At 38.7% G+C, this 23,622-nt stretch carries 19 protein-coding genes; 12 read left to right on the top strand and 7 right to left on the bottom strand.

Annotated elements, in window-relative coordinates; translation table 11 throughout:
• Nucleotides 1-8: 8 nt before the first annotated feature.
• The 4 genes from R2S57_RS21010 (at nt 9) to R2S57_RS20995 (ending at nt 2,451) form a co-directional block, all read left to right on the top strand.
• Nucleotides 9-374, top strand: coding sequence for a PleD family two-component system response regulator (locus tag R2S57_RS21010; RefSeq protein ID WP_316846905.1), 366 nt, complete (start codon nt 9-11; stop codon nt 372-374).
• A gap of 394 nt (nt 375-768) precedes the next feature.
• Complete coding sequence (locus R2S57_RS21005; protein ID WP_316846904.1) at nt 769-1,074, top strand: ArsR/SmtB family transcription factor; 306 nt, start codon at nt 769-771, stop codon at nt 1,072-1,074.
• A gap of 54 nt (nt 1,075-1,128) precedes the next feature.
• Nucleotides 1,129-2,109: a zinc-dependent alcohol dehydrogenase family protein gene (locus tag R2S57_RS21000; protein WP_316846903.1), complete on the top strand. Its 981-nt coding sequence runs from the start codon at nt 1,129-1,131 to the stop codon at nt 2,107-2,109.
• A gap of 12 nt (nt 2,110-2,121) precedes the next feature.
• Nucleotides 2,122-2,451: a nuclear transport factor 2 family protein gene (locus R2S57_RS20995; RefSeq protein WP_316846902.1), complete on the top strand. Its 330-nt coding sequence runs from the start codon at nt 2,122-2,124 to the stop codon at nt 2,449-2,451.
• Between the two features lie 69 nt (nt 2,452-2,520).
• Here R2S57_RS20995 and R2S57_RS20990 read toward each other — a convergent pair whose 3' ends face one another.
• The 7 genes from R2S57_RS20990 to R2S57_RS20960 all read right to left on the bottom strand — a co-directional run bounded on the left by R2S57_RS20990 (nt 2,521) and on the right by R2S57_RS20960 (nt 11,422).
• Complete coding sequence (locus R2S57_RS20990; RefSeq protein ID WP_316846901.1) at nt 2,521-3,789, bottom strand: hypothetical protein; 1,269 nt, start codon at nt 3,787-3,789, stop codon at nt 2,521-2,523.
• Complete coding sequence (locus R2S57_RS20985) at nt 3,789-6,494, bottom strand: outer membrane beta-barrel protein (protein WP_316846900.1); 2,706 nt, start codon at nt 6,492-6,494, stop codon at nt 3,789-3,791. The genes R2S57_RS20990 and R2S57_RS20985 overlap by 1 nt, the downstream gene beginning before the upstream one ends.
• Nucleotides 6,495-6,588: 94 nt before the next feature.
• On the bottom strand, nt 6,589-7,221 hold the full coding sequence (locus R2S57_RS20980) for a hypothetical protein (protein WP_316846899.1): 633 nt from the start codon (nt 7,219-7,221) through the stop codon (nt 6,589-6,591).
• Complete coding sequence (locus R2S57_RS20975; protein ID WP_316846898.1) at nt 7,218-8,417, bottom strand: hypothetical protein; 1,200 nt, start codon at nt 8,415-8,417, stop codon at nt 7,218-7,220. The genes R2S57_RS20980 and R2S57_RS20975 overlap by 4 nt, the downstream gene beginning before the upstream one ends.
• A gap of 84 nt (nt 8,418-8,501) precedes the next feature.
• The gene (locus tag R2S57_RS20970; protein WP_316846897.1) at nt 8,502-8,795 is read right to left on the bottom strand and encodes a hypothetical protein; all 294 of its coding nucleotides are present in this window, start codon (nt 8,793-8,795) and stop codon (nt 8,502-8,504) included.
• Between the two features lie 159 nt (nt 8,796-8,954).
• Nucleotides 8,955-10,157 (bottom strand): 6-bladed beta-propeller, encoded by a 1,203-nt coding sequence (locus R2S57_RS20965; RefSeq protein WP_316846896.1) that lies wholly within the window; start codon nt 10,155-10,157, stop codon nt 8,955-8,957.
• Between the two features lie 47 nt (nt 10,158-10,204).
• Complete coding sequence (locus R2S57_RS20960) at nt 10,205-11,422, bottom strand: 6-bladed beta-propeller (RefSeq protein ID WP_316846895.1); 1,218 nt, start codon at nt 11,420-11,422, stop codon at nt 10,205-10,207.
• 56 nt (nt 11,423-11,478) lie between these two features.
• Here R2S57_RS20960 and R2S57_RS20955 point away from each other — a divergent pair, with 56 nt between their 5' ends.
• The 8 genes from R2S57_RS20955 to R2S57_RS20920 all read left to right on the top strand — a co-directional run bounded on the left by R2S57_RS20955 (nt 11,479) and on the right by R2S57_RS20920 (nt 23,608).
• Nucleotides 11,479-12,342: a carboxypeptidase-like regulatory domain-containing protein gene (locus tag R2S57_RS20955; protein ID WP_316846894.1), complete on the top strand. Its 864-nt coding sequence runs from the start codon at nt 11,479-11,481 to the stop codon at nt 12,340-12,342.
• Nucleotides 12,339-13,304: a carboxypeptidase-like regulatory domain-containing protein gene (locus tag R2S57_RS20950; RefSeq protein WP_316846893.1), complete on the top strand. Its 966-nt coding sequence runs from the start codon at nt 12,339-12,341 to the stop codon at nt 13,302-13,304. Before R2S57_RS20955 ends, R2S57_RS20950 begins: the two co-directional genes overlap by 4 nt.
• A gap of 64 nt (nt 13,305-13,368) precedes the next feature.
• Nucleotides 13,369-14,145: a glycosyltransferase gene (locus R2S57_RS20945; protein WP_316846892.1), complete on the top strand. Its 777-nt coding sequence runs from the start codon at nt 13,369-13,371 to the stop codon at nt 14,143-14,145.
• A gap of 37 nt (nt 14,146-14,182) precedes the next feature.
• Nucleotides 14,183-15,724 (top strand): NAD(P)/FAD-dependent oxidoreductase, encoded by a 1,542-nt coding sequence (locus tag R2S57_RS20940; RefSeq protein ID WP_316846891.1) that lies wholly within the window; start codon nt 14,183-14,185, stop codon nt 15,722-15,724.
• A 278-nt stretch (nt 15,725-16,002) separates the two neighbouring features.
• Nucleotides 16,003-17,751: a hypothetical protein gene (locus R2S57_RS20935; protein ID WP_316846890.1), complete on the top strand. Its 1,749-nt coding sequence runs from the start codon at nt 16,003-16,005 to the stop codon at nt 17,749-17,751.
• A 353-nt stretch (nt 17,752-18,104) separates the two neighbouring features.
• A complete protein-coding gene (locus tag R2S57_RS20930; RefSeq protein ID WP_316846889.1) occupies nt 18,105-18,842 on the top strand; it encodes an Error-prone repair protein ImuA in 738 nt (245 codons plus the stop codon).
• Between the two features lie 5 nt (nt 18,843-18,847).
• Complete coding sequence (locus R2S57_RS20925) at nt 18,848-20,356, top strand: DNA polymerase Y family protein (protein WP_316846888.1); 1,509 nt, start codon at nt 18,848-18,850, stop codon at nt 20,354-20,356.
• Between the two features lie 12 nt (nt 20,357-20,368).
• The gene (locus tag R2S57_RS20920) at nt 20,369-23,608 is read left to right on the top strand and encodes an error-prone DNA polymerase (RefSeq protein ID WP_316846887.1); all 3,240 of its coding nucleotides are present in this window, start codon (nt 20,369-20,371) and stop codon (nt 23,606-23,608) included.
• Nucleotides 23,609-23,622 lie beyond the last annotated feature (14 nt).

The following is a 23,622-nucleotide window of genomic DNA, read 5'->3' as shown; positions in this document are numbered from 1 at the left end:
GTTAGGTTATGGCAAAAAAAATTTACGTTCTCGAAGATGATAAGGACATTAGGGAAATCATAGAGATGATCCTTGAAGAGGAAAAATATGAGGTGGTAAGCTTCTCCAGTGTGAATGAATTTATGGCAAAGGACAAGCATGAGCAGGCAGACCTGTTTCTTCTTGATATCCGTTTGCCTGATGGTAATGGGATTAGCGTATGCGAAATGCTCAAAAAAAATTATAGCACCGAAAAGATACCTGTTCTGATGATGAGCGCACACTCCAGTAAGAAAGAAGTAGAAAATTCGTGCAGCGCACAGGGATTTATTGGTAAACCCTTTGACATTGATAACCTGATTGACCAGGTTGGCCAGAGTATACGTCACAATTAAAAACGCCTGCTAACGTAGAATGAGGATGAACCTACTTATAACTTGATTATTTGTAAAACCAAAAGACATCAGTACCTGTGGCAGATTGCGCAGCAAAGAACGGACTTCTTTGCCAGAGGATCCAAAATCGTCCTTAACCCGTGACATCAAGGTTTTTTGCCGAAATACCCAAAATAGGGCATTATTAAGAATTGTTAAACTCTTGTAAATAAGAAAACTAAACAATCGTATAAGATTTTCATTCGAATTTTTTACGCGTTCCAGTACCTGCGAATGGATTTTGATCGCTAGAAAGGACTGAATTGAGGATAAATCCGGCAGTAAGATGGATCATTAAAGTGTAAATTTCAAAATGTAGCTTGTAGGTATTTAGGTAATTACCTAAATTCACCGAATGAAAATATTGGAAGTAATAAAATCTATATCTAACCAGACCCGTTTGGATATTCTTACTTGGCTGAAAGACCCCTTCGCTTATTTTCCCGAGGAGGAGTTGACTGACTATAGTCCCTCACTCGGCGTATGCGTATCCGATATTGCAAAAAAGGCAAAAATGTCTGTTCCAACCGTTTCGGTTTATCTTAAAATGATGTCGGCATCCGACCTTTTGGTGGCGACAAGAAAAGACCAGTGGACATATTATAAACGTAATGAAGAAGCTATACAACAGTTAGCTGAATTGATCAAAAATAAATTATAAAAATTTTTAAATAATTAATTAGGAATTTACCTAAATACCTAAAGACAAAACAATATGAAAGCAGCAGTGCTAAACGGGTTCGGCCCGGTAGAAAAGTTCGAAATATTGGACGTGCCAACCCCAAAACCGGGATTTGATGAAGTACTTGTAAAAGTACTGGCGACCTCAGTGAATCCCCTGGACTATCAGGTCCGCCGTGGAGATTATAAAAATGATTTACAGCTTCCAGTTATTACCGGGCATGATGTGTCTGGAGTGATTGTCGAAATTGGAACAGGCGTCAAAAACTTTAAGGTTGGTGATGAGGTATATTACACCCCGGAAATTTTCAAGGGACAGGGAAGCTATGCGGAATATCACGCCGCCAATGAATCCATAATCGGGATCAAACCAAAAAACGTAAGCCATTTGGAAGCCGCAACATTTCCATTAGCGGCCGGTACTGCCTGGGAAATGCTTTATACAAGGGCAAAACTCAAGATCAATCAAACAATTCTGATACACGGTGGTGCAGGCGGCGTGGGAATACCCACTATTCAAATGGCGAAGGCTATGGGTGCGACCGTTTACACAACAGCGAGGACCGTGCACCATCAGATGCTCAGGGGATTTGGGGCGGATCATACCATTGATTATGAAAAGGAAGATTATATCGACGCTATTTTAAAGCTGACAAACAATAACGGGGTGGACATTGTTATCGATACATTGGGTGGTAACACCCTTTCTGACAGCGGCAAGATTTTAAGTCCGATGGGACAGGTCGTAACCTTGGTAGACATCGAGAGGCCGCAGAACCTGATCCATGCATGGGGGAAAAATGCCACTTACCATTTTGTATTTACAAGGCAGAGCAGAAACAAACTGGATGAACTTACAAGGCTGATAGAATCCGGAAAGCTGAAGCCCGTGTTAGGCAAGGTTTTTCCATTGTCAGAGATCGGTAAGGCACATAGCCTGCTTGAATTCAAAGAAGGAGACAAGGATTTCTATGGGAAGATCGGCATACAGATAGGCAGTCAAAACAGTCATTAAACAAAATCAGATATGAGTAACCAGCATATTTTTATCAAGGCGAACAATGCCCTGATGAAAGGAAATTATAATGAATTTATCAGCTACTGCACAGAAGATATTAAATGGGAAAACGTAGGTAAAGGAATCTTCAACGGAAAAGCCGAGCTCCTTGGGTACATAAGCTCGGCTTACGATGGAATAACATTTATAACAGAAAATTATATCAGGGAAAAAGATATCGTGGTAGAGATTGGTCAGATCATATTCGGAAAAAACAGCGGATCAAAAAAAAGTTCGTATTGCGACATCTGGAATTTTAAGGACGGAATGATCAGTAAGGTAACTTCGTTTGTCATTTAAGAAATCTTATATTCTTCAGTGAAAGGTGGAGAAGAAGTACGTTCACTGAAATACAAACATTCCGCTTAATTACCCTATCCACTTATGAGTAAGAAAATCATGAAATAAAAATACTTGCATAAAAGTATTTACGATATACAGTGCGTAACTGTAAACCTTGTGTTTCTCAGATGATATAAAAAGTATGGTACCCATGCCCAATATTAAATAATAAATCAAGGAATTTGTTTCCGCAAAGACTCCGGTTATAAATATTCCGATTACAAAAGCAGGAAAAATAAAAATACTGATTTTCTTCCAGGACACCTCTCTTGATGTAAGCCAATAGAAAACAAAGATATAGTAAGGGGTAGCAAATATATGCCTGTTAACGCTCCAGATATTCGTTTTGCCGCCGCTATCATAGGTAAAAAAAACATCAAGGATAGTGGTTGCGGACAGATACATCAAGCTGATCATAAATGCCTTTAGCATTTCTGGTTTACTATCAAAATAATCTGTCTTAAATATCTTCAACCTAACCAGCAAAAAAACAAACGTAATACAGATAGCAAAAAATCCAACCATAAATGCTGTACTATCCAATCCGATTATTCTTTCCGGGTCTATTGTGGTAAATGGAAACGAAGGCAGCTGCCATTTGCGTTGCCAGTATTGCTGTACTTCAATAAAATAAAACCATTTTCCAGTGGTAAAAAACTGAATGAGCACTGTTGTAAATAACCCTAATAAACATGCACAAATATTTAAAAAAATATTCCGGAAGATTGATTTTACTGATGTCCCAGGTTTAAGTAATAAAACTTCAACAACAATGATTGCCGGTATAAAAATAATTGAAACTGATCTTGAAAATGACACTAAAAAAAAACCAAAAAACTGCAGGTCTCGACTACCCCTCAACAAACCGATAATTATCAACACGTTGGACAAAAAGAACAAAGCCTCAGAATATGGCAATGCACAAAAAATGAGTGATGGTGTTGATATTAAAATTAATAATAAATCATTCCTGACTTTCAAGCCCTTAAAAAGTGTTAGAAAACCAGTTAGAAAAATCAAAAAATTAATGATGCTCATTAATAAAGCATCTACAGACAGAATCTTCCATACTATAGGGAAGAGAGGAAAAAATGCAAGATTGCATATTGCGTTCTCTTTGTATTTATAGCCATTGAATGCAATATCACGGTACCAGAAGGCATCCCATGCCAATAAATTTTTGTTATCGGGCAACCGGTTTATGAAACCAAATCCGTAGAGTAGACCATATAAAAACAGCACAACGAAAATATGTATTACAATGATGGAAAAATGACTCTTTAATATTTTTGCCATTATTTTTCTTTCTTCAAATTAAAAAACCTTGGATAATAGGCTAAGGACAACATGAAATACCTTTTGAGCCTGTTTACGCTCCCAGTAGTGGATACATTGTTTATCAATGTATTGATCACGCCTACATTCTGATTAAAAATATCGTTGGCAGCAAAAGAAACCTCATATTGTTTTTTCTCTCCGAAACGGCTTGTAATGTAAAAATTGCTGATTACAAAGCCGTGTTGGTCAACGCCAATAAGATCTCCTGAATAATACTGGGTTGAGTTTCTTAAAGACAGTGCCTTACCTAAAATAAAAGTCGATTGAATACCAATGCCCCAGTTGGAGCTTTTCAATTTCAGATTGCCTCCTTGCAGATTACTGTTAAATGTATTGATCCATGCAAAGCTATTCAACCCTATTCTGTCATTTATTGTTGAGCCAATATTTATCTTGTAATTTGCGTAAGTATTGTGCGAAAAAGATTGTAAACCGTTTAAATAGAAAGGCCTGTCCGAAAAATTTGACCTGACAGAAAGCTCAAGTGTGTTTTTGAAACCCCCAATCTTAAGGGGTTGTTTGTAAGTCGCATTTAAAGATAAAAGCCTAAAGCCGTTTATATTTACCGGATAGGTTTCAATTGCCCCGTTAGCTTTGTAGTATGTACTATCGGATATAAAATTGTTCACACGATCATAGTTCATTGATAAGCTCAGATCCCTTGAGCGAATATTTTCATCTTTGAACGTATAACTTATTTTGAAACTATTGGTGTAAGATCTTTTTAAAGAAAGCTTACCAAAAAAATAATTAACCTGGTTGGCGCTATCAATCAACGGCGCCAATTGATCAACCGAAGGCATATTCACAGCTGACTCATAATTAAAATTTAGTACCTGACGCCACCTACTGAATTGCCTTTTAAGCAGACTTACGTTAACATTTGGAATGAAATCATGATATTCCCGGTAAATATTCCTAAAGGATTTGTCTGAGTTGTTTTTCTGGTAGAAATGCTGTGATTTTGCTTCCATTTCGATATTTAATTCTTTAATCCATTGTTTAGCAATAACCTTGTTAAACCGTTTGCTGATTACAATACTTGGGCGTTCATTCCACTCGGAAAGCTGGTTTTGATTCGACAGATAGAAGTTCTTTCTGGAAAGAAATCCATTGGTTCGGTCAAAGTCCTGAACTTCCTCAATATTCTCATTAAACGAATGATAAAGCTCATTCCTGACAATAAGGTTCATCGTAGCATTTCGTATCCCTAATAAGCCGCGAAGGCTTAGATATTCTACTTTTAAATTATGCGATCCGCCAGAAAAGATATCATTACTTTGCCTGTTAAAATATGTGGTATACTCTAAAGGAACAGTCAGTAGGTTCTCATTAGCGTTATTGTTCTTGCCATTTTGATTCTGAAACTCATATTCCAATTTAATATTTTCAAAACGGCGTTTCTTATCCTGATCCGGTGTATGTTCATAATTCAGTCTTAAATTCATTCTGGTCCCTAAAGAAACTGATTTTATCTCGGCATCATAATCACTCAATAGGGTTGCATTGTCCGGCCCCAAAATCCGAAGTCTGTTCGTGGTATTCTGATCATCGTTAAAGTGATTGAGGGTAAAACTCATATTGAGATTGTTAAATGAAGAATCTCTGTAAGAAAAATTCCCATTAAGCATCTTAGACTTGTCATTACTTTCAACCCTGCTGTCTGAGGACCTTGTATTAAAACCAGTATTGAGCAATATTTTCGAATTTGTATTTTCTTCAATTTTAGTAGTAGAAAAATTATCCGTGAGATCAAGATTGGTGTACAGATTTCTGTTCCAGATTCTTTTATACATCGCCCCTTCAGACTGTGCCCTGGTCCTGCCCCGCATGGTAAAGTCTGATTCTCTGAAAGAACTGGTTGAAATTTGCTCACCAAAAGCATTTGAAGACATCATGTCGTTGACGCTGAGAACTGATTTATTTACATTGTTCCTCGAACCCATTATAGCGAACTGATCTTTCGGTGAATAAAATGCGAGTAACGCATCTGTCTCAAAACTTTTGGATGTTCCCCCTCCTATTCCAATTTTGCCAAATATCCCTTTTTGATTCTTTTTCTTGAGTGTGATATCCATACTAACGGTATGTACGCTGGTATCTCCTGTAAGCTGAGGGTTAGGCCTGTCCGGTATTATGGAGATGGTGTTTACAATATCCTTCGGCAGATTGGCCAATGCCACTTTTGGATCGTTGGTAAAGAAAGTTGTGCCCCCTACGGTGACATGAGAAACTGTTTTTCCGTTAACGGTAATCCGACCATCACCCCAGACTATAAACCCGGGTATTTTTTTTATCAGATCTCCAACTACAGCGTTTTTTTCTATACTAAATGCATCTGCATAAAAGACAAGCGTATCGCCCTTCAAAATCATTGGAGGTGGTTTAACAACCACATCTTCCAAGCTATTTTCCAATCTGGAGAGTATTAAAGTAGGAATGTTTTTTGTTTCGCCACTCTTTTCCAGTTTGAAGGTTGCAACCGTAGTTTTATACCCCACGTAGCTGACAGTTATTTTAAATAATGTATCAATGGGAAGCCCCTCCAGCAAGAACCTGCCCCTGGCATCAGTGAGCCGGTAAATGACCAGTTTATCTGTTGCCTTACTATAAATAGCTATTGTTGCCCTGGGAAGATTTACCATATCCGATGAATCTTTCACCAGTCCGGATACAGCTCCCCTGTCAGATGAAGGGTTCTGCCCAAAAACCTTTATACAAAAAAAACAGATAAGAAAAAAAATACACCAATAAGATTTACACCGCATTAGCTTCTTTCAGGTAAATTAACATATCTATCAAATATCTTTTAATCTGTTGAGGATTTTCTTTCACCGGTATAAAGATTTTGTTTGCACTGTAATTTTTATCCATAATAAAAAGAAATGGGCTTCCCTTGTCTTCCAACGAAAGTCCAAATGCAGTATCAACAATACTATAAGTAAACTTTGGATACCTGCTATGTTCGGATTTGACCAAAAAAGCCTGTGGAGAATATGAATCTGTTATCACCACTACATCCAGGATACTGTATTTTTTCGAAAGTTGGTTGAGTTGATTTAAAACTGTATCGATACAAACCTCACAATCGCGGTAAGAAAACCTGAATATCAATTTATTCCTGTTGGATAAAACGTCAGAAAGTTTATATTTTTTTGTATCAACATCCTGTACCATAATCGATGGGCTTACTTTTTTACCCAAGTCAGGGATTATAGTAGTCACATAACTATCCCACATTTTAGCTTTCATTTCAACAAGAGGATCAATGGTTTTTTCTTTGATCACTCCGGGGCTACTGGTATTTTTACCCATAAATCCGTAAATGCCTAAAACGATAATGATAAATACCATCGTGTAGGTTAAAAATGTTTTTGTAGAATTTTTCATAAATGATTTCGGTTTAAAGTCTGCCAATTGGTAACTAACTGATGGCTTGTGTATATTAAAAAGAAAAGATAGACTACCCCAAGTAAAACAGCTGCGGTCTTTAGGAATCTGAACTTCATAATTACATTCCTGCGCTCATGAAAATACATGACCAGCACTACCCATATTCCGACCCCGGGCAAATACATATACCGGTCAGCCAACATAGCCGGCCGATTCAGCGGAACGATCTGCAGGCACAGGGCCAGATGAATAATGGTAAACAGGGTAAATAAAAAATATGTTAACCTATTTTTTGATTTCTTAACAATATAAAAAATTCCCCAGGCTATTGCAGCAGTGATAGCAGGAAAAAGATATAAGATCAAGGGTAATGGTTCGCCCGGCTTCATTGGGTAATCGTAATGATAATGAAGGTTCATTGGGAGAATAGTTTTGGCTAGGTAAAATATCAGACAGTAAAATGAGAAGAAAAGCCTCTCCACCAAAGGATAATTAGATAGTGGCGCATCCTGCCCGATTGCTGTATGCTGAGCATGTGCTGCAAGCAAGCCAAAAACCACTGAAAGAATTAAAAAAGGCAAGGTTTCAATTGCCATTCTGGACCTATTTATCTGGAGCTGTTTTCCCGGATAAATGAAAATGATTGCGTAAATAAAAACAGGAAATAAAACTGCCTGCTCTTTACAAAGATTTGCCGCAATAAATGATAGTATTGCAAGCATGTAGTGGATAAATTTCCTATTCCTGAAAAATTCCAAAATCATTAGCAACGAATATATCCCAAAGCTTGTCATCAAAAGCATTTTGGACGAGGAAATCCAAACCACAGTTTCAACATTCAAAGGATGAACAGCCCATATGATACTGGCCTGCGCTGCAACAAGAGATGCAATATTGTGGTCTAAATCTGACAGGAGCCTACAGATCAATTTATATATAAAATAAATATTGACACAATGGAGACCAAAAGAGCCTACGTGGTACCAGTAGGCATCAAATCCATTTATCTTATATATCAGTGCATACCATAATGTATTAACTGGAGAGAACTGAAGGGAATTATAAGTAGTGAATAGTTTCTCGAAGTAGATGAAATCAAATTTCAAACTACTAACCAATGGATCCCTTAAAACCATCCATTCATCATCGGGGAGCGCAAAATTAAGGGTAATTATAGGCTGATAAATAATCATCAATATCAGCAAACCAAACAGCATATAAACAATTTTAACTGGTATCGGAGCATTATTTACAAACATCTTCAGGCCGGTTAAAAATTAGTGTGTTCCGTTGGTATTGGTATTCGTATTGGTGTTGGTATTTGTACTTGTGGAATCCTGCGGAATCAGTATATCATCACACTTAGGTTCCAGATAATTCTGATTTGCACTTATCTCGGTACAAGTGTCAGAAGGCTTTGCGCTACCAATACAGTCATTAAGTGCTTTGTATGTGGTATGGGGTGTACCTACTTTCTTGAGGTATTTTTTTCCTTGAACGGTTACAATAGTACCGGCATCATAAGTGCAGGTTACGCACTTCTTCTCCCCACCAACTGTCCCTTTTTTCATTCCATTCCCCCAATAGTAAGATTCAGTACAATCGTTTATCCCACCCGAAGCTGTCGCGCGTGTGTAAAATGTAAGTATTAATGCAACTATACATACAGCTGCAAAAAGACCCATTGGTAAATTTGATTTTTTCATAAATTTAGATTTTAAAGTGAATTATTATGGCTTGAAGATGTTTGTCAAATTGATTTTTTTAGGCTTTATTTTAATCAATACCGGATTACTCAGATTGTTCTGTCTTAGAAAAAACTCCTTTAACTGGTCTGTAACTCCATGTATATCGAATGAATCCCCCTGTTTTTTCTTATAATTGAATAAGACCTCAGCGCTTTCACTTCTGTAAATAGCGTCCTGATCAACTCCCAAAACCTCATCTCCGATGGGTAAAAAATGTGACTGTTCACCAAAAACGATGTTATCCAAACTCAGCACCTTTTCATTATCCAACTGATAAAGACAGTTGAATTCTACATTCATACCAGTGAGCTTAAAAAAGACCACATTATCCAGCTTATAGAAATAATCTATGTAAAAGACTTTAGAATTGTTCCTACTTAAATAATCCATCCTTTTTCCGTACATATTTTCATCTCTGGTGAAACCCTCTGGAAGTGCATATTTCTCATCCAGTTCAATTTCAAACGCAGGAACAGGTTTGTCCTCCGCTACTTGATAAACAGTATAGGTTCCGGGGTTTATATAAAAAATCTCACTCTGGCTTCTGAAGAATGTCGATTTTGGCGTGTAAAGCTCGTTGTAGCCTATGGCTTTGGGACTGTAGCCCATATATTGGCTTTTAAAGTTAAATGCCGTATCGGTGATGATCAGATTATACAGTTCCTTATTTTGTTTCTCTTCATCGGAATGGGAATAATACCTGTAAAACGCAAAGTTTCCAGATGGTAAGGCTATAGCACTACTGAATTCAAATTTCCTTGGGCCGGAATTGATCAGTTTTCCGTCCAAATTGTACACATAAAATTTGGAGAGGTGATTATCCAAAAAGATGATCCGCTCTGATTTATCATCCAATAGAAAAGAAGATATTCCGGAAGATTTAATGCGAAAACAGAACTTACCTTTTTTGTCGAACTTTAAAATGGAACTACCTAATTTATCCAGTATGTAATAGTGCTCTTTGGTTATTTCAAGTTGGTCTACCCGGGCGAAAAGCGAATTCTTTTTAGTTTCCAATGGAATATACTCAATTGAATCAAACAAATATTCTGAGGGAACATTTGTTGTGTCACTTTCGAGCTTGTTTATTAAAGATATCTGACCATGCGTCGCGCTTTTCTGAGTTTTTCTTTTATCGCTGCAGGAACTGAAAGCGATATTTAAAGTAAGAAATATTAAGAGCATTGAGGGATTAAGCGTTTTCAAATTTAGATTCATATGAGGTTGATAGATTATTTCAGAAAATTCTGAATGATGACCGGATTGATTATTTTTTCTTTGGATTTCAATATTAGCTCTAATTCTTTTGACCATCTGGGGTCGTTTATCTTTCCAACTTTATTCTTTATTGAATTTGCATCAACATAAGAGTAAAACGATTTACCATCGCATGCCAAAATATTATTGAATAAATTAAGTTCAGAAAAATCTTTAGGTGGCTCAATCGCAGAGAGTGAGATGAGCGAATTATCGTCAACGTTAAAAATGAACGATTCTGCAAAATTTAATGAAGTCAGTTTAAATATTAAATTTGACTGCATTTTATAAAAATTATTGATCGAGAAAATAGTTGAAGGATTCTTTTTTAGATAATCGAACCTTTTCCTATGATAGAGCTTGTTGGTATCAAAATCTACGGGCAATGAATTCTCTAAAGGAAAAACAAACTGATATGCTTCAGATAGCTTGTCAAAGTTTACATTGTATATATTATAAGTGAATGGCTTGGCAAAATAAACATTGCTTTTTGAATAACTGAAAAATCTGCCAAACTGAAGCGCATCAGCATTACTGATTGCAGTTGTATCATAAGCGAAATATTTATTGACAAGTTGATCACCTGTATTCAATATAATGAGGTTGTTATGCGAAACATCTGTTCCCTCTTTAACTAATTTTTCGGAAGGATCTTTTTCAAAGTTTCTGAAATAAGCCACCGAATTATTAAAAACAAAGAAGTCGGTAAAATCAAATTGCCTTATTTGTTTCTTCAACAATTTCCCGGTATAACTATAAAACAAGAGGCTCCTGCTCCTCCCATTATCAAAAACAATAATTTGTTTGTTTAAAGTATCAAGTGTAAACAGAGAAGTTCTAATCTGATCAATTTTTCCGATGAATTTTCCCTGTTTATCAAAAATTGCTATTTTGGATTGCCAACGGTTATTGATCATTTCCGCATTTTTACATAAAACAATCAAAAGACTGTCTGTCGTTTCCATCTGATCAATATCTCCAATAACAGACTCTTTTGTAGTTTCGAGGGGCAGGAATTTTATTTCTTTAAAAACATCCTGATCGGAAATTCTTTCACCGAGGGCAACCCTAGGAGAAATCCTGATTTCAGTAAATAAATCCGCTGATTGACCGGAAATCCGCTTAAAACCATAGACAAAGCTAAGTCCGAAGCATACAAAACCTAAGAAAAAGATCTTATTCTTACCTGTCATCTCAATTATTGGTTATATTTGGTAATGCAATATAACAATTGGATTGACAAGAACCAATGAATATTACCAAAATTTTAACCTTATTATTTATCTTTATTTTTAAAGAACCGCTATATAGCCAAATAAAAGTGGAGGGCTACATTGTAGATGATCAAAGACAACCCATCGAATTTGTCAGTATCCACTCCAGAAGAACGCTTTTAAGCACGGCTACAGATCAAAAAGGTTATTTTAAAATTAATGTTCCGGATGACAAAGACAGCCTGTACATTACGCATCTTAGCTACCGATCGCAAATACTTGCGGCTGACCAAATTACAACTGGCAGCAGAATTATGATGCAAAAGCAAACCAACTTGCTTGAAGAAGTTGTGATTTCCAACAAACCGAGGTCGAAAACTGTTTTAAACCCATTTTCCAAACAAGGGTCCTTGCAATACGATTTTGGCGAACTTGTTGCCCAGGAATATCAGGTTAATGATGATGGGATACTACTTGATCAGGTCAAGATCCATTTTTACAGGGATGACCATTTCCTCGCAGGTCAAATAAAATTTAAATTCCTGGTATATGATCAAAACCAAGGCGGAATTGGTCCCGGTAAGCTTTTGGCGGAAAAACATTGTACATTAACCGACCTTCGTACGGGCACTTATGTGGTAAACTTATCTGATCCCATATATATCCCAAACCGCGTTTTTTTTCTGGGTGTCGAAAAAATTATCAGCCCAATAAATGAAAGGCCAACCATTTATACCGCATATAATTCCGGGATAAAGGATTCATATAATATTAGGTACGCACCCAATATTTATCTTAATCAAAAAGGAAAACAAAAGTATTGGGTCTTGAATACTTCGACAAAGAAATGGCATGCAGATCAGGGCATATTGAGTATTGAAGCTTCCATAAAAGAATGATCAAACTCAAATACATTTTTATTTCGACGATCATTCTGATGATCTTTTGTCAGAAGTCTGAGGCGCAGAATAAATCAATCAAAGTATTAGACCAGCAGACAAAGCGTCCGATCAAATATGCTTATCTGTTTTTCATAGACCGGAATGATGCCGTGAACTGTGATGAAAATGGAAATTTCGCATTCACGGCTGATAATAATTTTAATGATTCACTTACTGTCTCCGCACAAGGATATTACACTCAAAAGCTACGGTATCAAACATCAGATGCAGATAAAATCATTGCATTAACGAGAAACAATTCAGTAGGTCATCATGATATTCACATGAAAATCCCTACAGGTAAACAACTGATTTTAAAGCCCTATAAAGAAAATCAGGTTTTCAACTTTACGGGGCTACCTTCTTATCTTTATCATCCACGATACCAGATTATAGCCCAGAAATTTGAATTACCAAGTTCTCCAGCGGTAATCAATAAATTAACCTTATCGCGACTGATCTTAGCCGTGGATGGTATTACTGAAGATAAACTGACTCAAACAAGATTTCGGATCAGATTTTTTTATCCGGATTCTGTCAGTGGAGCCCCTGGCCAAGAAATAACTTCCTCCACTATCGAAATTGTAGATCAGCGAAATAAAACAATCGAAGTTACATTACCAAAAAATGAAGTTGTTATTGGTAAAAAGATATTTTTTGTTGGGATTGAATATCTTAGAATACCTTACAACCTGCAATTTTCGAGGGTTAACAGTGACGGATCGGCATATGATGTTGATCCTTTTTCGAAAACCGTAACCAGGATCTATCAACCATTTATAGGGATGGACCCTGATAACCGTATCGGAAATAACAAGAATATATGGATCAGGGATTTTGGTGGTAAATGGGAAATTTATGACCGGTTTTCGCCGGATCTGGAGAATCTTGCTATTAAACTGGAAATAAAAATAGATTAACAGATATTTTTTTGGCGAAATTTTTATATTTTGCAGAAAGCTACCATGCTACCTATCTAACCAAATGCTCCAATACGAACTCTGCTTGATTGTGCCGTGTTACAATGAAGAACTAAGGCTCCAGACCAATACGTTTAAAGATTTTATCGAAGAAAATCCATCTATTTATTTTTGCTTCATTAACGATGGAAGTACAGATCAGACAATGGATAGTTTAGACGACATTTCAAAAGGGCTTAGCAATGCTGGGGTAATTCATATTAAAAAAAATATAGGAAAGGCCGAAGCGATAAGATCGGGATATTTGGAGATGAGCTGTAGGCACGGTCATAATTATTACGCCTATTTAGATTCTGATCTTTCAACTCCGTTAGCCGAAGTTTCCAGATTGTTATCAATCATAAAGGAGCAAAACTTATCAATGGTTTTCGGCTCAAGGGTAGCTACTTTTGGCACAAATATTAAGCGCCATTTTTTAAGGCATTACACCGCTAGAATATTCGCGACCCTTGTGAGTTTAACATTGCGTATCCCTATTTACGATACCCAGTGTGGCGTGAAGATTTTCACGAGCGAATTGTCAAGTGCCATTTTCAAGCATCCCTTCATAGATCGCTGGCTTTTCGATATTGAAATTTTTGCCAGGATTAAAAAAATATATGACAACGAACTGATCAAATATGTCCGTGAAATCCCACTAGATCACTGGTTGGAAATTAGTGGTACAAAATTGAAGTTTATTGATGCCATAAGAATTCCAGTTAGTTTGATTAAAATTAATATTGAATATCGTAAAGTCTCTAAATATCCAGCTAATGTATTTTCTGTAAATCAACGGTAAAACGATTTACTATTCCGCAACGTTCTCAAAATCCTATATGCACAATCAGCAACAAAAGACCGCGCTAATCATTGGTGCAGGCCCGGCAGGACTTACCACATCTTATGAGTTATTAAGCAGAACTGAAATTGTTCCTGTAATCATCGAAAAAAGTAATGTGGTAGGTGGTATTTCCAAAACCGTTAATTATAAGGGAAACCGTATTGATATTGGAGGTCACCGTTTTTTTTCAAAATCCAAACGGGTGATGCAGTGGTGGGAACTTTTTTTACCTACTGAATTATCCGATGAAAACCCAAATGGTCCGGACGCATCAACTACTGACAAGGTTATGCTCAGGAGAAACCGCCTTTCCAGAATCTACTATCTTCGGAAGTTTTTTACTTATCCAATAAGTTTAAGCTATCAAACCATTAAAAATCTTGGCGTAATCAGGCTGGGAAAAATATTGTCATCCTATATGGCAATCAAATTCAGCAAAAAAAAACCGGAAGACAATCTTGAGCAGTTTTTTATAAATCGTTTCGGAAAAGTGCTTTATCAGACCTTTTTCCGAGACTATACTGAAAAAGTATGGGGGAAACCCTGTACAGAAATAAAAGCGGAGTGGGGCGCTCAACGGATAAAAGGACTTTCAGTCTCCCGGACACTTATACATGCGTTAAAGAAAGTATTCTTGGTGAGAAAACCAGATATACAGCAAACATCAACAGAAACAAGTCTAATCGACCGCTTTCTCTATCCCAAATTAGGTCCAGGTCAGTTATGGGAAGAAGTCGCAGAGAAGGTGCTGAATTTGGGAGGCACAATAAATTTTAATGAAAATATAGTTGGTATTGAATGGAAAACTTCTGAAAATGTAATTGTAACCACCAAAAACCTCGTTTCGCAGGAAACCAAGGTTTATGAAGCCAACTATCTATTTTCGACCATGCCCGTTAAGGAATTAATAGCAGCATTACATAATCCAATCCCGGACCATATCAGAAAAATATCGGAGCAACTGCAATACAGGGATTTTATCACCGTTGGGTTGTTAATAAGAAAATCTTCAATCGAAAATCATTACGGGAATACGCTGAAGGATAACTGGATTTATATTCAGGAAAAAGATGTCTATCTTGGAAGGTTACAAATTTTCAACAACTGGAGCCCTCATCTGGTAGCAGATACTGAAAATATTTGGCTCGGGCTTGAATACTTTTGCAATCAGGGAGATTTTTTATGGTCGATGCAGGATGATGAGCTCATAAGATTTGCCACTTCAGAACTCAATAAAATTAAAGTGATAGGCAATGTTAGTATTAGTGATGCAACTGTACTTCGCGTTGAAAAAGCCTACCCTGCATATTTCGGATCTTATTCTAGTTTTAACCAGGTGCAATCATTTTTGGATAAGAATTATTATAATATGTTTCTGATAGGCAGAAATGGCATGCACAAATATAATAACCAGGATCACTCCATGTTAACGGCCATGGTTGCTGTAGACAACATCATAAATGGAATAAATACTAAAGAAAATATCTGGGCTGTAAATACGGAAACAGACTACCATGAATCGCCCGAAAATGATTAATCATGATACGAAAGGACATCAAAAATTGGCAATATGTTATTTTGGGCGCTTTAATCCTATTGACGGCTGTATTAATTAGCATTAACAGACCCGAAATATCTTCGGCCAGTTTAACCAGACCGGACGGAAGCATCCGCGCTATCCCATTACCCTTTAATGAAGGGCAACAAGAAAATGGACTATATGTCTACAAGTTTTCCCTTAGAAATACTTTCATATTTTCCGGCAAATTACAGATCATTCAAGACGATTGCCTGGAAAATATTTTGGTAAATAACATGAATTTACCTGAAACATTTTTCAAAAACAATTGCGACCTTAAAAATGGGCAATATGTAAATATTAAGAAATTTTTAAATCCGGGCTTTAATACAATTGAGGTTATTGTTCAGAACAAGCAGGGTAGCCAAGGCCTGAGGGTGATAGACAATGATTTCTATGAGAAGTATCTTATTATCGCAGTTCTTTTCTCATTAATATCATTAGTGGATTTTAAATGGGTATATAAAGGTCTTAACATGAAAATCGGCACCTTTTTTCAGGTAAACCGGTTAAGTGCTCTTTTATTTATTTCAATTCTTGTATTCTCTGTAATCTTCGTCAATTTGACATTACCGCTTGCCAATAATCAGGCCCGTAATATATCGGTATTCCTTTTATTCTTCTTAACAATCACAGCACCGGCGTTTATCTACATTAAAACAAATTTTATTTTTGCCAAGAGCACGCTTATTCTGTTTTCCTGCGCCTTGATGATTGGATTGATATCCCTGTATAAAATACCCTACGATAGGTATACACATGATATTTTCGGCCACCTGGAATATATCAGGTACCTTATCGAACATAATGAACCTCCTATACCTACCGGGGGCTGGATGTTCTATCATCCTAGTTTCTATTACAGGTTTTGCGCATTGATTTTTAAATTCACCAATCCCACAGGTGATTTAAGTGATGCCGCTATAGGCCCGTTCTATCAAAAGTTGTCTTTTTTAATTTTCACATTATATTCTTTCTTTTCATTAGCAACTCTTAATTCTGTTTTTACAGCAATAAAAAACAAATACAGGGATGATATCAAACACGTTTATATCCTGGCAATATCTTTATTTCTATTTTGGACGGCAAACTCAATTGTCAGCGTCAGGGTTGGAAATGATATATTGTTAAATTTACTGTACAGCATATCTTTCTTGTTAATATTGAAGTGGTGGAAATCAGCAAGCACATTTTATTTTCTAATGGCAATCCTTTTATGTTCACTTTCTGTGTGGACAAAGACCAATGGATTCATCATCTTCTTCACATTTGGTATTCTGATTTTTATCAGATTCTATCAACTTTTCTCAAAGAGAGCATTAACGGATCTTTATAGACAAATGATATTTACTTTCATCGTTATCGGTTCACTAACTGCTTATCTTTCTTTTTACCAAAAATTATCTCCGGATGTTGCAGGAACAAATACCAGATTGATCGTTGGAAATACCGATGGGCTAGGTGATAGATTTATTGTAGATAACTCTATCAAAAGCTTTCTGGTCCTGAATCCCGTAGAATTTGTTAAAATACCCTTTACAAATCCTGTTGATGACCACAAGGGGCGTAATCACTTTTGGTTTTACCTATTGAAGTCAAGCCTATTTGGTGAATATGGTCATGATCCGTTAATCATTCAGACCGTTTCTAAAGTCTTGAGTTTTCTCTATCTTATATTGATGATGGCATTCCCTGTGGGAGCATTTGCTTTGTTTAAATACTTAAAACACGATGCGGTTCCGATAATAGTAAGTTTTTCGATGCTGATTCTGTTAATGATAATTTTTAGGATATATTATCCCTATTCAACTTCCGGGGATTTCAGATACATCTATCCAGCAACGCTCCCATTTATTGTTTGTGTCAGCTGCACACTACTATGGTTAAAAAAAAGAAAATTTCTGGCTTTTGTTTTTGAAATATCAGCATTCGGTTTTGTATTAACATCAATTTTATTTCAGATGCTGGTAATATTTAACTTATGATCAATTATTTTTAATAATCTAGACATTTTTTCAACTTACGCCAAAATTAGATCTTTAAAACCATTTTCACTATAATCATAAGCTCGAAAGTAGTGATTCTCCTGAAAATCGACATACGCTATCTGATACTATTACAATATAATGCAGAATGCTCTTGCACTCATATTGGAAATGCAGATTATAAATTAGAAAAACCTTAAAATAATCGGCGCGACGTAGTTCTTCTCCAAAATGAGTTCTCCACCAAAAACACAATCTTATCCACAATTCATTTTTTACTAATATTTTTAGTATTATATTTGCTGTTAAATTATAGTGGCTAATTAAAATAGCTAATAATTTTAGCAATCAATATGGGATCAAAAAGTGAATTGGTACACAAACTGCAACAGGATATCCTGATGTGGCAGGGCTTTAAGCCTGCTTCTGCGGCATGCGCGGAGCGGATAGGCCTTGGTGCTATTGAAGATGCTTTTCCCGGCGGCGTGTTTCCAAAACGTGCCATTCATGAGTTTATCACTGTTTTCCCTGAAGATGCTGCTGCCAGTGATGGTTTCATTGCAGGAGTACTTTCCAATTTGATGAAGGACGGAGCTGCCTGCATGTGGATCAGTACAGCAAGGCGTTTGTTCCCAGCATCCCTTAGCGCTTTCAATGTAGAACCTGAACGGATCATTTTCATGGATGTCGCTACAGAGAAAGATGCGCTTTGGATTATGGAGGAGGCCTTACGATGTGAGGGGTTGGCGGCTGTAGTGGCGGAAGTCGATGGTTTGAGTCTGATCGAATCCAGGAGGTTACAGCTTGCTGTGGAAGAAAGCGGGGTTACGGGTTTCATTTTACGCAAAGATGCGAGAAGGATGGCCAGTACGATTGCCACTGCGCGCTGGCAGATCAGCCCATTACCGAGTGTTTTGGAAAATGGTATGCCAGGCCTTGGTTTTCCGCGCTGGCAGGTCGAACTGTTAAAGGTGAGAAACGGAATTCCGGGAAACTGGATAATGGAATGGGCCGGTGAGGGCTTTTTAGAAGTTAAACGGGTATTGCAGCAAGATGGCTGGAGGGAAGATGAGAAGAGGAAGATTGGGTAAAAGATATGCAAAGGCGTTTTGTTTCGATATGGTTCCGCCAGTTGCTGGCGGATTGGCAGCTTATCCGCCGTCCTGAGCTTAGCTCGGTCCCCTTTGTGTTTGCGGCACCGGATCATGGGCGGATGGTGATCACTGCGGTAAGTCCTTTGGCAACCGAAGCCGGAATCGAGAGGGGCATGCGTGCAGCAGACGCAAAAGCAATCTGTTCAGGTCTGGAGGTAATGGACGACAAGCCTGGCAGGCCTGAAAAACTATTACGGGGACTTGGAGAATGGTGTATCCGCTACGCTCCTATTGTTGCTGTTGATGAGTTCGGTAAGGATGGATTATTGCTAGAAGTAAGCGGCTGCCCACATCTCTGGGGCGGTGAGCGCGAATATATAAAAGAAATTGTTTCCAGGTTAAAAAGTAAGGGTTATACGGTCCGTATGGCCATTGCGGATACTCCGGGCGCTGCATGGGCAGTATCGAGGTTCGGGAAGGTTACGCCACTCATTCCTAGTGGTGAACAGGCCGAGACTTTACTTTCTTTGGTTCCAGAGGCATTGCGTTTGGAGGAAATAGTTCTGGCTAAATTGCGCAAGCTTGGGTTTTACCAGATCAAGAGTTTTATTGGAATGCCACGATCCGTTTTGCGCAGGCGTTTCGGTGAAGGTTTTCTATTGCGGTTGGCGCAAGCACTTGGAACGGAAAATGAAGTTTTAGTGCCTATGCAGGTGCCAGTAGCTTTTCAGGAAAGACTGCCCTGTCTAGAGCCGATCAGAACACGGACAGCAATTGAAATTGCGATTTCTAAATTACTGGAAAGTCTTTGTGCTAAACTTCAGGCTGAAGGCAAAGGTCTTCGCAAAGGCATCTTAACAGGTTATAGGTTAGATGGGCAATTGGTACAGGTCGCTGTTGGCACCAATGCAGCAAGCCATAGTGTTAGCCATTTACTGAAGCTTTTTAAGTTAAAGATCGACCATATCCGTCCGGGTTTAGGAATTGAGCTGTTTATCTTGGATGTCCCAAAGGTGGATGATGTGGCAATTGAGCAGGAAGCTATCTGGAACGCAAAGCCAGGATTGGATGAAGGGAGCGTGATCAGGTTACTGGACCGTGTGGCTGGAAAGGTTGGCCCGGAAGTGATTCACCGTTATCTGCCAGCTACGCGTTACTGGCCGGAGCGGTCAATCAAAAACACTTATTCGGTTACTGAAAAGCCATCCGCTGATTGGCGTTTAGATATGCCAAGGCCAACCGAACTGCTCCCAACTCCTGTCGCAATTGAAGTAATGGCACTTATCCCCGATCATCCGCCAAGGTTCTTTATTTACAAGGGTGTTCAGCATCAGGTTGTAAAAGCAGATGGACCTGAGCGGATCGAGCGTGAGTGGTGGTTGGATCAGGGCGAACACCGGGATTATTACCAGGTGGAAGATGATAAGGGGCGCAGGTATTGGCTGTTCCGGTCCGGACACTATGGGAGCGAAAAGCAGTTTAAATGGTTCTTGCACGGATTTTTTGCATAAAAGAAAAGAGTTATGGGATATAGTGAATTACAGGTAACTTCTAATTTTAGCTTTTTGCGTGGGGCTTCGCATCCCCATGAGCTGGTGGATCAGGCCGCAGCATTTGGTTATAAAAAAATTGCCATTACAGATAGAAATACGCTCGCCGGGATTGTACGGGCGCACGCCGCAGCCCGTGAAAAAGACATATCAATCATTCCGGCATGTAGATTGGATCTATTGGACGGGCCAAGTTTGCTTGCATACCCAACCGATCGGGATGCTTACGGACGGTTATCTGCCCTACTCACTTTAGGCAATATGCGCGCAGAAAAAGGTTCTTGCCACCTCTCCCGTGCCGATATCTATGCACATTCTACCGGAATGATTTTTACGGCAGTAATGCCGGGCGTTTTGAACAGGCATTTTTCTTTTGAAGATAGTTTTATTGCAGCAATAGCAGAATATCGCGAGGCGCTGGGTAAAGGGCTTTATTTAGGTGCCACAAGAAGTTATTTAGGAAATGATGATAAGCTGATCTTTAGAATTTCCCAGCTTTCTGAATTTTATAGTATCCCTGTAGTGGCAACTGGCGATGTGCATTACCATGACCCTTCGCGCAGGGAACTGCAGGATGTACTGACCTGCGTGCGTGAGAAATGCACAATTGAAGAAGCTGGATTTCGATTGCACCAGAATGCAGAGCGGTACATGAAACCGGTGGATGAAATGAAAAGGCTTTTTAGAAGATATCCTGAGGCGATCAAAAACACCTTGGTCATTTCCGAAGCGTGCACTTTTTCTCTGGACGAACTGAAATATGTCTATCCTGAGGAAATTAATAAGAGCGGAAGACCACCATTGGAGGAACTGGAATACCTGACCTGGAAAGGAGCTCACGCGTTCTATGGCGAGATAATTCCTGAAAAAGTGGTGAATATGGTGCGCTATGAAATGGAATTCGTCAAAAAAATGGATTATGCAAACTATTTTCTTTTTGTGGAGGATATTGTGCGTGAGGCACGTAGCCGGGGTATTTTATGCCAGGGACGTGGCTCTGCGGCCAATTCCGCGATATGCTTCTGTTTGGGCGTTACCTCAGTGAACCCTATGAAATTTGATCTGCTTTTTGAACGCTTTATTTCCCCTGCCCGAAATGAGCCGCCGGATATTGATGTGGATTTTGAACACGAACGCAGAGAAGAAATCATCCAGTATATATACGATAAATATGGGCGTTACCGTGCCGCTATTGTGGCAACAGTTACTCAACAGCATCAAAAGGGCGCCATCCGGGATGTGGGTAAAGCGATGGGATTATCGGTAGATACGATTAACAGGCTTTCCGGCTCGTTATGGGAATATACCGATGAATGGTTTGAGGGTAAGCGGGTTACTAAACAGGGATTAAATCCTAAAGATCCCCACCTAAAAAAAACATTGGAACTTACTGCGCAGATGATGGGATTTCCAAGACAGTTGGGACAACATACCGGGGGATTTGTGGTTACTCAAGGAAAATTAACCGACCTCTGCCCAATTTTAAATGCAAGGATGGAAGACCGCACTAATATCGAATGGAATAAGGATGATATTGACGCACTTGGATTTTTAAAAGTGGATGTACTGGCATTGGGTATGCTGACCTGTATCCGTAAGGCATTTGATCTATGTAGGGATCATTATGGCAGGGAACTTACTTTAGCCAACATCCCTCAGGATGATCCGGATGTTTACAATATGATCAGTGCTGCTGATACTTTAGGGGTATTCCAGATTGAGAGCCGGGCGCAGATGTCGATGCTACCAAGATTGCGCCCGAAATGCTTTTATGATCTGGTGATTGAAGTTGCGATCGTACGCCCAGGCCCGATACAGGGAGATATGGTACATCCATATTTACGCAGGCGTAACGGAGAAGAACCTGTCTCCTACCCTTCACCAGAACTGGAAGAAATTTTAGGCCGGACTTTAGGCGTTCCGTTATTTCAGGAACAGGCGATGAAAATTGCCATTGTTGCTGCTGGCTTTACCCCTGCTGAAGCGGATGGACTTAGACGGAGTATGGCGACATTTAAGTTTAAAGGACTGGTTAATCAATATGAAGAGAAACTCATTAATGGAATGTTGGCCAAGGGCTACTCTTTGGAATTTGCCAAAAGGATCTTCAAACAACTGGAGGGATTTGGAAGCTATGGTTTTCCCGAAAGCCATGCGGCCAGTTTCGCTTTATTGGTTTATGTATCCTGCTGGCTAAAACATTATTATCCTGATGCCTTTGCGGCAGCTTTACTAAACAGTATGCCTATGGGCTTTTACCAGCCTGCTCAGATTGTGATCGATGCGCAAAAACATACTGTTGAAGTTCGGGAGGTGGATGTAAATTATTCTTCCTGGAATAACCTATTGGAAGAAAAATCAGGGAAGTATTTTGCAATCAGGTTGGGTTTCCGGCAGATTAAGGGAATCCGTGAAGAAGAAATGGAAGTATTGGTTTCTTGCCGGGCAAATGGTTACCGCAGTATTACTGCACTTCGGGATGTAGGCGTTTCGCTTGCTACCTTGGAACGTCTGGCCGATGCAGATGCGTTCCGTTCGATGGGGCTTGACCGCAGAAAAGCACTTTGGGAAGTTTCTGCTTTACAGGATATGCCAGTAGAATTGTTTAAAGGCCAGCCATCAGAAACTGTATTGGAAACTCAGGTAGAGCTTCCCTTGATGGGAAAGGGTGAGCATGTTGTGCAAGATTATGCAACGGTAGGATTATCATTAAAAGCGCACCCGGTGAGTTTTGTTAGGGACCAATTGGAGATGTTACGCATCCGCTCATGTCATCAGATCAACAATGGGGCTACCGATGGACAACTGGTAAAAGTAGCAGGATTGGTATTGGTGCGGCAAAGGCCCGGTACAGCAGGCGGGGTATGTTTTATTACGATCGAAGATGAAACAGGTTATTCGAACCTTGTGGTATTTGAAAAACTATTTGAAACTTATAGAAAAGAGATTCTGCATTCCAGACTGCTGATGGTAGAGGGACGTTTGCAGCGTGAAGGACAGGTGGTACATGTGATTGTGAGTAAGTGTTTTGATTTTACCAAGATGCTGGGCAAATTACTGCAAAGACAGGCGGATAATCTGCCGATACTTACGCTATCACGGGCAGATGAAAAATCAGCACCCTATCCTACCCAGGACAAACGTTCACAGGTGCGGGAAGATGTAAACAGAGAAACAAAGCATGCTTTCCATAGCGGAAGAAATTTCAAATAGCTGTAAAGCAATTT

The organism is Pedobacter psychrodurus, from assembly GCF_032678585.1.
In the GTDB taxonomy this organism is placed as follows: Bacteria; Bacteroidota; Bacteroidia; order Sphingobacteriales; family Sphingobacteriaceae; genus Pedobacter; species Pedobacter psychrodurus_A.
This window is presented reverse-complemented; position numbering and strand designations above follow the sequence as displayed.